Raw genomic sequence first — 14024 nt, forward strand, 5'->3', positions numbered from 1 at the left:
AACAACTCAAACTCAGTCACCACCGAACTTGAGTTGCCTTTCACACTGACAACATCTTCACACACAATATAAAGATTCTTTTAAGCGAGGCTAACTTATGCCTCAAGCTTATGACGAGAGCCTTGCTCTTTGTCTATGGTTAAACTTTAGAGTGTTAGCTCCAATTTGACAAACGAGAAAAATAAACCTAATAGGTGAAAAAAACTAAACTATATACTTTCGTCTAATACATTAAGATTGGATTGCTTTGGAAGCCAAGGAGTTGATGAGTTTTACAGGCACAAAAAAAGCGCTATAAAGCGCTTTTTAATATTTAAGACGGGCTTAAATAATTTGATTTTCTTTCCAAGCTTGCTCTTTTGCTAAACGGTTTTTGCGTTTATCACATGGATCATCGCAATCACAGGCTTTATCAATACCGACCGAGCCTAAACCACCACAGCTACTCGCCATAGATTTTTTTTGCACGATCATACCAACGGCCATAGCCGAAACTATCAAAATTAGTAAGCCAAAAGTAAGAAGAAAAAGTGACATTGCTTAGCCCCTATTGATCAGCAATTAATTAAACTCAAACATTTTTGAGCAACTGCTATTATATACCCAAATAACGTGAAAATAAACAAGCCAGCGCCATACTACAAATAAGGTTTGAATGCAGGGCTTGAGTAAGTAACTAAACCATCTTTTGATTTACCTATTAAGTACACTGGTAAATCGTGCTGCTGAGCATAGGCTTGCGCTTTCTCCATACCCATCACAGTAAGTGCAGTTGCTAAGCCATCTGCTGTCATAGCGCTTGGATGAAGCACTGTTACTGACACTAAGTCGTGCTTAATAGGCATGCCGGTTACGGGATCAATTAAATGAGTATAGATCTCGCCATCCATTTTATAAAAAATACGGTAATCACCCGACGTAGCAATACCATTTGTACCTGGCGATAAAACACGATGTACTTTACGCTCACCTGGCGCTGCATCTGGTTGCTCTATCGCAATTTTCCAATCCTGATTATTTGGCTTTTCACCTGCTATACGCAGCTCTCCACCAATCTCAACCATGTAATTGGTAATACTGTGGCTTTCTAATAACTGCGCTACTTTATCAATACCATAGCCTTTAGCCGTTGCCGAAAAAGAAAGCTCTAGTCCATTAACTGTTTTAGCCAAGCCTTGCTTATTTAAAATAAGTTTATCAATACCTATTTTTCCGACCATACTCGCAAGCTCTTCATCACTAGGGCGATTTGTTGGTTTTTTATCAGGACCAAAGCCCCATAAATCAATTAAAGGCCCCATAGTGACATCGAGTGTTTTAGTTGACTCACCTAAGCGGATGGACTCACTGATAACGGCCCTAAAATCTTCGCTAATTGGCATAACTTGATTTGCTGGTAATCTGTTAAATGTATTTATTTCAGAGTCTTCTATATAAGTAGACATAGACTGATTCACATCTTTTAAAACAGCATCTATTTGCAGCTGTAACTGTGAGGCAGATAGCTGGCCCTGCTCATCGTAATATTTAATATGATAAGTGGTGCCCATAGTCTTACCTTCTAAAAAGGTTTCTTTCGACTCTGGTTTTTCACCACACCCAGACAGTAATAAGGTCAGTGTGATTAGTAAAAAGGCCATTATGCCTTGTGAAGTACTTACTCGATTCATAACAGCTCTACTTAATAGATTGATAAAATTAAAGAATAAAAAAAGCCTCGTAACACAAGTGCTACGAGGCTGGTATTTTAACCAAAACTAAACTGTTTTGGTATTAGTGTTAGCCACCGAAGTCATCTAGTAAGATATTTTCGTCTTCAACACCTAAATCTTTAAGCATAGTAATAACTGCCGCGTTCATCATTGGAGGACCACACATGTAGTACTCACAATCTTCCGGCGCTTCGTGATCTTTAAGATAGTTCTCAAATAACACGTTATGGATAAAGCCAGTATAGCCTTCCCAGTTATCTTCAGGTTGTGGATCTGAAAGTGCTGTATGCCATACGAAATTAGGATTTTCAGCGGCTAGGCCGTCAAAATCTTCTACGTAGAACATTTCACGTTCAGAACGTGCACCATACCAAAAGCTCATCTTACGTTTAGAGTTCAAACGTTTAAGTTGGTCAAAGATATGTGAACGCATTGGCGCCATACCAGCACCACCGCCAACAAAGATCATTTCAGCATCTGTGTCTTTAGCAAAGAACTCACCAAATGGACCTGAAATAGTTACCTTGTCGCCTTTTGTAAGTGACCAAATGTACGAAGACATTTTACCACATGGCAAGCTTAGGTTTCTTGGAGGCGGAGCAGCAATACGCACGTTAAGCATAATGATGCCTTCTTCTTCTGGGTAGTTAGCCATTGAGTATGCACGAATTGTTTCTTCGTCTACTTTTGACTCCAGATCGAAGAAACCAAAATGGTTCCAATCGCCACGATATTCTTCAGGAACATCAAAATCTGCATATTTAACATGATGAGGTGGCGCTTCAATTTGGATGTAACCACCCGCACGGAAAGGCACTGACTCATCACCAGGGATTTGCAGTTTAAGTTCTTTAATGAACGTTGCTTTGTTATCGTTAGAGATAACTTCACAATCCCATTTTTTAACACCGAAAATTGACTCTTCAAGTTCAATTTCCATGTCGTTTTTAACATTTACCTGACACGCTAAACGACAGCCTTCACGGGCTTCACCTTTAGAAATGTGATCAAGTTCAGTTGGCAGGATATCGCCGCCACCTTCTTTAATGTGAACACGACACTGACCACAAGAGCCACCGCCACCACATGCAGATGATACGAAAATACCTGACTCAGATAATGCACTTAAAAGCTTATTACCTGCTGATGTAGTAATGGCTTTATCTTTGTCGCCATTAATACCGATGATGATGTCGCCGCTTGCAACTAACTGAGATTTAGCACCAATGATCACTAAAACTAGTAGTACAACGATAGCGATGAAAACACCAACGCCTAAGAAAATCTGATAATCCATGATTTATCCTCGCTACCTTTACAGTGAAATACCAGAGAATGACATAAAGCCAAGTCCCATTAAACCAACAGTGATGAAGGTAATACCTAAACCACGTAAGCCGTCTGGCACGTCTGAATACTTCAGTTTCTCACGGATACCTGCAAGTAATGTAATTGCAAGCGCCCAACCAACACCAGCGCCAATACCATAAACTACAGACTCGCCGAAGTTATAGTTACGCTCAACCATGAATGATACCGCACCAAATATTGCACAGTTAACTGTGATAAGTGGTAAGAAGATACCTAACGCGTTGTATAGTGCAGGGAAAAACTTATCTAATGCCATTTCAAGAATTTGCACAAGTGCTGCAATAACACCAATGAAAGTTAAGAAACGTAAAAAGCTAAGATCCGCATCTGGGTAACCTAACCAAGTAAGTGAACCTGGTGCAAGTACCGCATGATAAACCAAGTTGTTAACAGGTACCGAAATACCCAATACAACTATAACCGCTATACCTAGGCCAATTGATGTAGTTACTTTTTTAGATACTGCTAAAAAAGTACACATGCCTAAGAAGAATGACAACGCTAAGTTCTCAATAAAAACGGCTTTTACAAATAAACTAATATAATGTTCCACTATTTGCCCCTTACGCTTTAGCTTCTACTTGGTCTTTCTTATAAGTACGAAGTACCCATATGAATAAACCAATGATGAAGAATGCACTCGGTGGTAAGATCAATAGACCCATTGGCTGATACCAACCGCCATCTTGTACTAATGGGATAATATCAACACCGAATAGTGAACCCTTACCGAATAGCTCACGAATGAAACCAACAGTAAGCAGTACTACAGAGTAACCTAAGCCATTACCAATACCGTCAAGGAAAGACATAATTGGTGGCGACTTCATCGCGTATGCTTCAGCACGACCCATTACAATACAGTTAGTAATGATTAGACCAACGAATACAGAAAGCTCTTTTGCCGTAGCGTAAGAGAAAGCCTGTAATACTTGGTCAACAACGATTACCAATGATGCAATAATTGTCATTTGTACGATGATACGTACAGATGATGGGATCTGGTTACGAATAAGCGAGATAAAGAAGCTCGAAAATGCTGTTACTAGTGTCAATGCGATTGACATGATTAATGCATTTTTTAAGCTAGACGTTACCGCTAGCGCCGAACAAATACCAAGTACTTGTAGTGCGATTGGGTTGTTAGCTAAAACCGGACCAAATAGGACCGCCTTCATTTCTTTAGTATCAGCCATTATTTCAATGCTCCTTTACGTACTTTCGCAAGGAAAGGGCCAAAGCCATTTTCGCCAGTCCAAAAATCAACTGCATGATCAACACCGTTAGACGTTAATGTAGCACCTGAAAGACCATCGATCTTATGCTCATCATTGCCCGCAGTACCTTTAACAATTTGAATTGGAAGCTCTTTACCTTCCCATGTAGCAGTCCATTGTGGATTTTGGATTTCGCCACCTAAGCCAGGGGTTTCATTATGCTTGTAAAAGATAATGCCCTTAACTGTTTCACCATCGCTTTCAAGCGAGATAAAACCGTACATTAAGCCCCATAATCCGTAGCCTTGGATAGGAAGAATGATTGCATCAACTGAGCCATCTTCTTTCTTAGAGATATACACCGGCGACTCTTTAGTCACACGTTGAATACCAGCAATATCCTTAACGCCTTTCTCTTTAAGAGAAACACTTAGCGCTGCATCATATTTGCTTTTTTCAAAGTCGAAAATTGTTGGGTCTGTATCTACAAACTCACCTGTAGTCATATTTACAACGCGCGCTTCGATTTTTGCATCAAATGTTTCTAAAACATTTTCAACTTTATCGATACCCGCAGCAGCCAAGATATTGCTTTGAATATCTTTTTCTTTATTAGCTTGCTGTAAAGGACGAAGCTGTACAGAAGCAAACGATACAATGATTGCGCACACTAAACATAGTGCGACAACAACTGTTAACGTTTTGCCGATTGATTCGTTATTACTAGACATTACGTGCCAACCTCCGCTTAATATTAGCCTGCACTACAAAGTGATCGAACAGTGGAGCGAATAAGTTAGCAAATAAGATTGCTAGCATCATACCTTCTGGGAAAGCAGGATTCACAACACGTATCATAACCACCATAAAGCCAATTAATAGACCATATGCTAATTTACCTTTGTCAGTAAATGCAGCTGATACAGGGTCAGTAGCCATAAAGAACATACCAAACGCAAAGCCACCAAGTACTAAATGCCAATACCAAGGCATTGCAAATACAGGGTTAGTTTCTGAGCCTACAGCATTTAACAAAAATGCAGTCGCTACCATACCTAGGAATACACCTAGTACAATGCGCCAAGAAGCGATGCGAACATAAATTAAGAATAAACCACCTACTAACAATGCAAGTGTAGATGTTTCACCTACAGAACCTTGAATGAAACCGTAAAACGCATTCCACCATAATTCCATGTTTGCAAAATCAAGTGTGCCAGCAAATGCTTGGCCTAGCATAGTTGCACCAGAGAAAGAATCTACTGCTGTCCATACTGTGTCACCTGAGATTTGAGCTGGGTATGCGAAGAATAAAAACGCACGGCCGGCTAAAGCAGGGTTTAAGAAGTTACGGCCAGTACCACCAAAGATTTCTTTAGCGATTACTACACCAAACGTAATACCTAACGCAACTTGCCATAAAGGAATTGTTGCAGGCAGAATAAGTGCAAATAAAACTGAAGTAACGAAGAAACCTTCGTTAATTTCATGCTTACGCACAGAAGCAAATATTACTTCCCAAAAGCCACCCACTGCAAACGTTACCGCGTAGATAGGTAGGAAGAAACATGCTCCATAGAACATTTTAGCGCCCCAGCCTGCATCAGCGGTTAATTCACCACCGAATAACTGGAACAAACCAACTTGCCATGTGTTTGCTAGCTCAAAGCCTTGTGCTAAAGCACCTGCGGCCTGATGACCGATATTGAACATACCAAAAAACATAGCTGGGAACGTCGCCATCCACACTAAAATCATCATACGTTTTAGGTCGATGTTATCGCGTACGTGTGTCGCGCCTTTATTTACGTAGCCTGGTGTATAAAAAATAGTTGCAGCTGCTTCATACAGTGCATAAAACTTTTCATATTTACCACCGGCTTCAAAATTCGGCTCGATATCTTCTAGATATTTTTTTAAACCCATCTCTCTAGCCTTCCTTCTCGATCGTAGTTAAGCAATCGCGTAGGATAGAACCATACTCGTATTTGCCAGGACAAACGAAGGTACATAACGCTAAATCTTCTTCATCAAGTTCAAGCGCGCCTAATGAAATTGCACTGTCTAAATCGCGTGCAATTAAGTCACGTAACAATAGAGTAGGCAAAATATCTAACGGCATTACGCGCTCGTAGCTACCAATTGGAACCATGGCACGTTTTGAACCACCTGTTGACGTTGTCATTTTAAATAAACGACTCGGCGCAAGGTGAGAAAGGAATGTACGCGTTACAGAGAATTTATCACTACCTGGTGCAATCCAGCCAAACAATTCTTTTTCGCGACCTTCAAGTAAAACAGATACTTGAACGTGGTAACGACCTAAGAATGCATGAACACCGTTTGAAATAGAACCTGATAAAACAGAACCAGAAATAACGCGGTTATCTCCGTCTTCTAGCTCACCAGCTACTAAATCATCCAATGAAGCACCTAATTGTGTTTTCACTAAACGTGGGTTTTTAACGCGAGGACCTGCAAGCGAAATAACACGATTTGTGTAAATTTCACCAGTAAGGAATAGGTGACCATACGCAATAACGTCTTGGTAACCGATATGCCAAACTTGTTTGCTAACAGAAACTGCATCAAGATGATGGATATGAGTGCCAACGAGGCCAGCCGGATGCACACCACCAAACTCATGTACTTCTACTTGAGCTATAGATGAGCTAGGAACTTGGCTACCTGCTTTTTTACACACAAATACTTTGCCATCGGTCAAACGCGAAATAACAGCAAGACCCGCTTCAAATGCTTGCGCATTTTCGGCAATTATCACTGCAGGATCTGCAGCTAATGGGTTTGTGTCAGTTGCGGTCACAAAAATAGAACTAGGATTTGCATCCACAGCCGCTACTTTACTGAATGGGCGAACACGAAGTGCTGTCCATTGACCAGACTGGATAAGTACTTCTTTGGCTTTTTCACGCTCTAAGCTCGCAAGCTCGTCTGCTTTGAAAGAGTCAAAGGTGATTTGCTCACTGCCTGCTACTTCAATAACAACAGATTGCAGCACACGTTTAGCACCACGATTTATTTCTTTTACTGTGCCAGAAGCTGGAGCAGTAAATAGGACGCCTGGGTTCTTTTTATCTTCAAAAAGTACCTGGCCTTTTTTGACTTGGTCATCCACACGAACATGCATGGTTGGACGCATACCGATAAACTCTTCGCCAAGCACAGCTACACGTTTGACAGCAGAACCGTCATGTATAACTTGCTGTGGCGCGCCCTCTAAGGGTAAATCCAGACCTTTTTTTATATTGATCATACGCACTTGCATTACATTAAAGGAAAGAAACTGAAAAATCGTATCAACCACGTCGCCATTTGAGTTATTCCAAGTTATATCAAGGTACAAAAGAGCAGCTTGCTAGAAATATCAAACAAGCAACGTAGTAAAACTCATCACATATTGTCGAGATTTTAACATCATTTTAGATGACTATGCGAGTGTATTTATGAAAATTATACGACAGAAACACTTATTTAGTTTTGTTAAGTGATTTAAATAAAAATCAAGGTAGACCAAAGTGGTAGCCTAAGCAATTATCATTCCTGATTTCATCGTAAATTAAACAAATAGCATAATACAAAAAAAGCCGCTATTGCGGCTTTTTATATCTAAATTCTGTTAGTCAATCATATTAGCAATTGGCTTAACTGAATCTATGTCTTGATCGTAGTCAACACCGTCTATACCAAAACCAAATAAGCGTAAAAACTCATTATGGTAACCAACATAGTCTGTTAGCTCATCAATGCTGCTTGTATCAACACTATCCCATACAGCTTGAACGCGTGCTTGCACATCGTCTTCTAGCTCTTTATAGTTTTGGAATAAATGCCCACCGTCGTCAAAGCGAGGTGATTCACCATATAGGTTTTCACTAAATAATGCGTGAATTTGCTCAATGGTGCCTTCATATGTGCCATCTGCTTTCATAACTTTAAATAAAGCAGAAATATATAACGGCATAATAGGAATAGCAGAACTTGCTTGTGTCACTACTGCATTAAGTGATGAAACATACGCCTCACCATTTAAATCTTTTGTTGATTCTTTAATAGCAGCCGTTGCACGGTCTAAATCTTCTTTAGCTTTACCAATAGTAGCGTGTCCGTATATTGGCCATGTTAGTTCTTTACCAATATAAGTATAAGCAGTCGTTTTAAAGTTATCAGCAAGTACATCGGCTTCTTTTAAAGCGTCAATCCACATTTCCCAATCTTCACCACCCATTACTTTAATAGTGTTGTCGATATCGTCTTGGTTTGCTGCTTCTACCGTAATTTCATCAATTTCACGCTTTGATGTATTTAAGTTTTTAGTAGTAACGGCACTGCCAATTGGTTTAAGGGTAGAAGAAAACACTTCACCAGTGTTTGGATCAGTACGACGAGGCGATGCAAGGCTGTAAATAATGCAGTCTATTTTACCTAAATCGGCTTTGATAGTATCGATTGCTTTTTGCTTGATTTCGTTAGAAAACGCATCGCCATTAATATTTTTAGACCAAAGACCTGCTTCGTCTGCAGCTTCTTGAAAAGCAGCAGTATTGTACCAACCGGCAGAACCTGTTTTACGATCGGTACCTTCTTTTTCAAAGAAAATACCTAATGTTTTAGCACCACCACCAAACGCAGCAGTAATGCGCGATGCCAAGCCGTAGCCTGTTGATGCGCCAATAACTAATACATTTTTTGGTGCACTTTTTAATGCCCCTTGTTGTTTTACATAGTTAATTTGTTCTTGAACATGCTCTGCACAACCAGCTGGGTGTGCGTTTGTGCAGATAAATCCACGAATTTTAGGCTTAATGACCATTGATCATCCTATATCTTTTACAATAAAAATTAGCGCTAGTTTAAAGGCTAATACTAAAAACACTGATCTGATCAGTTAAACACTCATCAAATACTCTAAAACATTACTTAGCTAATTTTAGAGCCACCCATACAATTAGGTGAATCAGGCGCTTCGCCGCCCTGCTCTGTATACTCATCTGGTGTATATGTATGAATAGCGAGTGCATGAATATGATTTGCTAACTCATCTTTTAAAATTTCATTAATTTCGCGATGACGTTGCAATAAACGCTTACCCGCAAAACCTTCGCTAACAACCACTACTTTAAAGTGTGATTCAGTGCCAGCACTGTGCATATGACTTTCATTGATTACGTTTAAATGTTTACACGCAATGGCGTTGCTTATTTTTTCTTGGATCTGCTGCTGCATTGACATAAAAAGACCGTTTTAATTAGCTAATTTATACACTTACTATAACAATTTAACGCAGCGGTTGCCTAACTAAATTGCTTTTGCTTAATGTGTTTAATAAATCGGTAAGTTAAACTTATTCGCGGATGCGCAAGTGTTGTTTGCTTGGGTATTGCATGTTGGTAGTCTCGTTGGCTATGCCCATTCATTATTAAGCAGCTGCCACTTTGTAATTTTAAGTCAGTTACTTTATTGCTTGCCTTGTGCTTTAACTTTAAAACCCTATCAGCTCCTAAAGATACACACACAATTGTTGGTTTATCACCAAGCTCTATTTCATCATCACTATGCCATCCCATCGTATCATTACCATCTCGGTAATAATTAACGAGCAATGAGTTCAGAGGCTGGCTTAAATGTGATTCTAAACGCTTTCTCATATTAAGTAATAACTCATCCCATGGTTCTACTATTTGCTTACTACTTGAATAGCCGTATTCAATATTTAAATCGCTCATGAAACATTGCAGTCGTGGAATAGGCCCCGTTTTGCCGTAAACGGTTACATCGGGTTGCTGCCAAAGGAGGTTTTTTTGCAAATAATAAAATAGATCGAGGCTTTTTTGCGCACTAAGTGCCCTACTTTGATAAGAAAAGCCATTTGGTAACTGTTGGGGGTTGGCGTTTTGCCGTTGCATGTTAGAATTTACCTACATTAGATTACTGATCAACGAACCATTATGACGACGCAAGCCCAGCTAGGCGATAAAACCTTTACTCTTGAACGCTTTCCATTGGATCAAAAAAACCGCAGCTTACAAGCGTGGGATTCGGCAGATGAGTACCTTATCAATTATGTTAACGAACATCACCCTGATTGTCGCTCATTGCTTATTTTAAACGATAGCTTTGGTGCACTTGCTTGTTATTTTAATAAGTTAACGGTTTGTTCAGTTAATGATTCTTATATTAGCCACCAAGCTGCGGCTTATAACTTACAAGAAAACAAGCTGCCTACAGCAGAGTTTACGCAAGTAGATAGTTTGTCGGCATTACCAGAGGATGTAGATTTAGTACTTATTAAAATCCCTCGTAATGTGGGTTTTTTACAGTTCCAATTAAGTGAACTTAGTGAAGTACTTGCACCTGGTACACCAGTAATTGCCGCAGGTAAAACAAAAGAAATTCATAATTCAACAATAAAATCATTTGAGCAATTTATTGGTGAAACAACAACAAGCCTAGCAGTTAAAAAATCACGTCTAATATTAAGCAATGCCAAAGGCGGATATAAAGCAGCAGACTTCCCTACAACATGGGAACTTGAAGGTACTGAGTTTAATATAACAAATCATGCAAATGTGTTTTCGCGTGATTCGTTAGATATTGGTGCGCGCTTCTTTTTTAACTACTTACCAGAAACACCAAAAGCTAAAAGCATTATTGATTTAGGCTGTGGTAACGGCGTTGTTGGATTAATGACGCTGGCTCGCTGCCCTAATGCATCAGTTACCTTTGTTGATGAGTCTTACATGGCTGTGGAGTCGGCTCGGTTAAATGTAGAGATTAACCTAGGCGATAAGTTTGATAACTGTGAGTTCATCGAAAACGACTGTTTAACAGGCTTTGAAAGAGACAGTGTGGATATGGTGCTATGTAATCCTCCATTTCACCAAGCTCAAGCTGTTACCGATCACATTGCTTGGCAAATGTTCAAGCAAGCAAAAGATACTTTAAAAGAAGGCGGCGAACTGCGCATTATTGGTAATCGTCATTTAGATTATCATGATAAATTGAACCGCATGTTCGGAAACTGTAAGTTGTTAGGGTCAAACAAAAAGTTTGTCGTTCTAAGTGCAACTAAAAATAGTGGAATGCTATAAATGAAATTAACAAGCATTATACTTGGGTGTTGTGTATTACTAATACTTGGTGGCTGTGCAAATCAGCCTAGCCAAGTAATACTTAACCCTGTTTATAAAAGCGGCCAAATAAGCTCTATAAATAGTAGCTTAAGTACTAGTGTAATTGATTTACGAGGTGATACATCAACACTTAAACTTATTGGGTCAGACAAAACTAAAACCTTTGCAAGCCAAGGTATTACTAGCTCTATTAAAAGTGTTTTAGATAGTGCACTTAGCCGCAATGGCGCCAGTATTTCTAATTTGGCAAGTGTACGCTTTGAAGTAGATATTCATGCACTACAAGCGGTAGTAACCGAAAAATTAGTGAGCCATACCAGTGAAGCCCATATAGAACTTGGCGTGCGAGTTATTCGCGCCTCAAGTAACTTTAGTAAAGTGTATAGAGGTAGTGCTAATTTAGAAGGTCCATTTAGTCACGAGCGAGCAAAAATAGAAGGTCAGCTCAATAAGTTGACTGAGCAAATTATTACCCGCATTGTATCTGACCCTGAATTAATAGAATTTTTAGAAGGTTAACTATGAAACGACTTTTTTTAATCTGCTTAGGCCTATTCTTTAGTGTAAGTAGCTTAGCAGCCCAAGAAGGCCGCTTTGTGCAAAAGGATAATATTTTTCCACGCGTCGAAATTGTAACGACTATGGGTAGCATAGTGGTTGAACTTGATCGTTCAAGAGCCCCTATCACAGTCAATAACTTTTTAACTTACGTGTCAGATAAAAGCTATCAAGGTAGTGTTTTTCACCGTATTGAACGTGATGTAGAAAACGAGCGCGACTTTGTTATTCAAGGTGGTGGCTACGATAAAGATTACGACGGCCTACACGAAAATGACCCTATTTTTAATGAAAGCGGTAACGGTATGAAAAACGATATGTATAGCATTGCTATGGCGTATCAGGACCGTGAGCCTCACTCTGGTACTCGTCAGTTCTTTTTTAATATGGATAACAACGATCACTTAAACCCAGGTAAAGATTGGGGTTTTGCTGTTTTTGGTAATGTGATGGAAGGCTACGAAACACTAGACAAAATTATGGCTGTAGAAACGGGCTTTAATGAAAAAATTGGTTACGATTTTGTACCTGTAAAACCAGTGGTTATTTTAAACATAAAAATGCTTGAGCAAGTCCCACTGTAATTTTTTAAGAGCAGCTTAGCTGCTCTGCATCTAAGCCAATGAAGGCCCTATGAGCAAATCACTCTCTATTAGCGAATATTTTTCTTACTTTAAAGACAAACGCTTAATCCATATTTTTATATTTGGTATGAGTAGCGGTTTTCCGTGGGTACTAATTGGCTCTGTTATGTCGGCTTGGCTAAAGGATGAAGGGCTAAGCCGCAGTATGATTGGCCTATTTGGCATTGTATTTGGCGCCTACAGTATCAACTTTTTATGGTCGCCACTCATTGACCGTACAAAACTCCCTGTTTTATATAAATGGCTAGGCCAACGCCGCAGTTGGATACTATTTTGCCAAAGCTTTATTTTTATTGGCACCCTGCTACTAGCTGGCCTTGATTTAAAAGCTAATCTGGCAATTGTTGCTGCAATTTGTTTATTAATCGCCATTGCTTCTGCGACACAAGACATTGCAATTGATGCATTTAGAATAGATACACTAAGCGAAAAAGAATCGCACAAAGCAACAGCAGCTGCAGCTATGGCAACGTCTGGTTGGTGGACAGGTTATGCGCTTTTAGGTGCCATTCCGTTTTATATGGCCGATATCCCCTCGCTCGACTGGCCACAAATTTATTACTTTTTAGCTGCTGTAATGCTGCTGCTAATGAGTGGAGCACTGTTTGCAAAAGAGCCTGAATCTAACCGCGAAGCAGTACATGCCGAACTTGAACGTGTGTACCTTGAAAAGCTCTCATCAGCAAAACAAACGCCACTTACCAAAACGGTTGCCTGGCTTGCAGTAACCGTTATTGACCCCTTTAGAGCTTTTTTTACTAAAAACGGCGTTAAAACAGCATTGGCATTACTTGCGTTTATTTTCTTATTTAAGATAGGCGAAGCGTTTTTAGGGCGTATGTCGATTGTGTTTTATAAAGAAATTGGTTTTAGTAATAGCGACATAGCAACATTCTCAAAGGTAGGTACGGCGGTGCTTACAATCATATTTACCTTTGTTGGTAGTTTATTTAATCAAAAATATGGCATTGTTAGAGGTTTATTTATAAGTGGCATTGCAATGGCTGCTTCAAACTTAGCCTTTTCGTGGATCGCTTTAGTTGGCCCTGATTTAAGGCTATATGCCTTTGCTATTGTTATTGATGGGTTTACGCAAGCATGGTCGTTAGTGGCTATGGTCGCCTTTATATCGATGTTATGCGATAGAGCATTTAGTGCAACGCACTATGCATTACTGGCATCATTAGGAAATTTAGGACGAACATTACTTTCGAGCTACAGTGGTGTCGTCATTGATGATTGGTTAATGGGGAATTGGTCGCTGTTTTTTGTTTTAACAGCCTTAATGGTTTTACCTTCACTGATATTTTTATATCTGATTAGGCATAAGTTGTATGAGCTTGAGAGAAATTATCATCAAAATATTTAATG

Annotated in this window: 15 protein-coding genes; 4 read left to right on the forward strand and 11 right to left on the reverse strand. The window is 39.5% G+C overall.

Annotated elements, in window-relative coordinates; genetic code table 11:
• Window positions 1-324 precede the first annotated feature (324 nt).
• The 11 genes from nqrM to WNY79_RS16870 all read right to left on the reverse strand — a co-directional run bounded on the left by nqrM (window position 325) and on the right by WNY79_RS16870 (window position 10224).
• Window positions 325-537: a (Na+)-NQR maturation NqrM gene (gene nqrM, locus WNY79_RS16820; RefSeq protein ID WP_007376137.1), complete on the reverse strand. Its 213-nt coding sequence runs from the start codon at window positions 535-537 to the stop codon at window positions 325-327.
• A 101-nt stretch (window positions 538-638) separates the two neighbouring features.
• On the reverse strand, window positions 639-1670 hold the full coding sequence (locus WNY79_RS16825) for an FAD:protein FMN transferase (RefSeq protein WP_342876443.1): 1032 nt from the start codon (window positions 1668-1670) through the stop codon (window positions 639-641).
• A 109-nt stretch (window positions 1671-1779) separates the two neighbouring features.
• Window positions 1780-3009, reverse strand: a complete 1230-nt coding sequence (gene nqrF, locus WNY79_RS16830; protein WP_007584893.1) for an NADH:ubiquinone reductase (Na(+)-transporting) subunit F — start codon at window positions 3007-3009, stop codon at window positions 1780-1782.
• Between the two features lie 18 nt (window positions 3010-3027).
• A complete protein-coding gene (nqrE, locus tag WNY79_RS16835) occupies window positions 3028-3636 on the reverse strand; it encodes an NADH:ubiquinone reductase (Na(+)-transporting) subunit E (RefSeq protein ID WP_002958896.1) in 609 nt (202 codons plus the stop codon).
• A 10-nt stretch (window positions 3637-3646) separates the two neighbouring features.
• A complete protein-coding gene (locus WNY79_RS16840) occupies window positions 3647-4279 on the reverse strand; it encodes an NADH:ubiquinone reductase (Na(+)-transporting) subunit D (protein WP_007584891.1) in 633 nt (210 codons plus the stop codon).
• Window positions 4279-5031 carry a Na(+)-translocating NADH-quinone reductase subunit C gene (locus tag WNY79_RS16845; RefSeq protein WP_076925154.1) on the reverse strand — a complete coding sequence of 251 codons (753 nt, stop codon included), beginning with the start codon at window positions 5029-5031 and terminating at the stop codon, window positions 4279-4281. Before WNY79_RS16845 ends, WNY79_RS16840 begins: the two co-directional genes overlap by 1 nt.
• Window positions 5024-6226, reverse strand: a complete 1203-nt coding sequence (locus tag WNY79_RS16850; RefSeq protein ID WP_010555189.1) for an NADH:ubiquinone reductase (Na(+)-transporting) subunit B — start codon at window positions 6224-6226, stop codon at window positions 5024-5026. The genes WNY79_RS16845 and WNY79_RS16850 overlap by 8 nt, the downstream gene beginning before the upstream one ends.
• A 4-nt stretch (window positions 6227-6230) precedes the next feature.
• On the reverse strand, window positions 6231-7574 hold the full coding sequence (locus WNY79_RS16855; protein WP_010555190.1) for a Na(+)-translocating NADH-quinone reductase subunit A: 1344 nt from the start codon (window positions 7572-7574) through the stop codon (window positions 6231-6233).
• 363 nt (window positions 7575-7937) lie between these two features.
• Entirely contained in the window at window positions 7938-9131 is a 1194-nt protein-coding gene (gene fabV / locus WNY79_RS16860) for an enoyl-ACP reductase FabV (RefSeq protein ID WP_024598284.1), read from the reverse strand.
• A 107-nt stretch (window positions 9132-9238) separates the two neighbouring features.
• Window positions 9239-9550 (reverse strand): BolA/IbaG family iron-sulfur metabolism protein, encoded by a 312-nt coding sequence (locus WNY79_RS16865; RefSeq protein ID WP_024598285.1) that lies wholly within the window; start codon window positions 9548-9550, stop codon window positions 9239-9241.
• Between the two features lie 62 nt (window positions 9551-9612).
• A complete protein-coding gene (locus WNY79_RS16870; RefSeq protein WP_342876444.1) occupies window positions 9613-10224 on the reverse strand; it encodes an alpha-ketoglutarate-dependent dioxygenase AlkB in 612 nt (203 codons plus the stop codon).
• A gap of 42 nt (window positions 10225-10266) precedes the next feature.
• Between WNY79_RS16870 and WNY79_RS16875 the strand changes: the two genes are divergently transcribed.
• From WNY79_RS16875 to WNY79_RS16890, 4 genes are read left to right on the forward strand one after another with little or no spacing between them, the layout of a single operon-like run.
• Window positions 10267-11409 (forward strand): methyltransferase, encoded by a 1143-nt coding sequence (locus WNY79_RS16875; RefSeq protein ID WP_024598287.1) that lies wholly within the window; start codon window positions 10267-10269, stop codon window positions 11407-11409.
• Window positions 11410-11970 (forward strand): YajG family lipoprotein, encoded by a 561-nt coding sequence (locus WNY79_RS16880; protein WP_342876445.1) that lies wholly within the window; start codon window positions 11410-11412, stop codon window positions 11968-11970.
• A gap of 2 nt (window positions 11971-11972) precedes the next feature.
• Window positions 11973-12593 (forward strand): peptidylprolyl isomerase, encoded by a 621-nt coding sequence (locus WNY79_RS16885; RefSeq protein WP_024598289.1) that lies wholly within the window; start codon window positions 11973-11975, stop codon window positions 12591-12593.
• A gap of 49 nt (window positions 12594-12642) precedes the next feature.
• Window positions 12643-14022 carry an MFS transporter gene (locus WNY79_RS16890; RefSeq protein ID WP_170072009.1) on the forward strand — a complete coding sequence of 460 codons (1380 nt, stop codon included), beginning with the start codon at window positions 12643-12645 and terminating at the stop codon, window positions 14020-14022.
• Window positions 14023-14024 lie beyond the last annotated feature (2 nt).

The sequence above is a fragment of the Pseudoalteromonas sp. AS84 genome (genome assembly GCF_038900255.1).
In the GTDB taxonomy this organism is placed as follows: Bacteria; Pseudomonadota; Gammaproteobacteria; order Enterobacterales; family Alteromonadaceae; genus Pseudoalteromonas.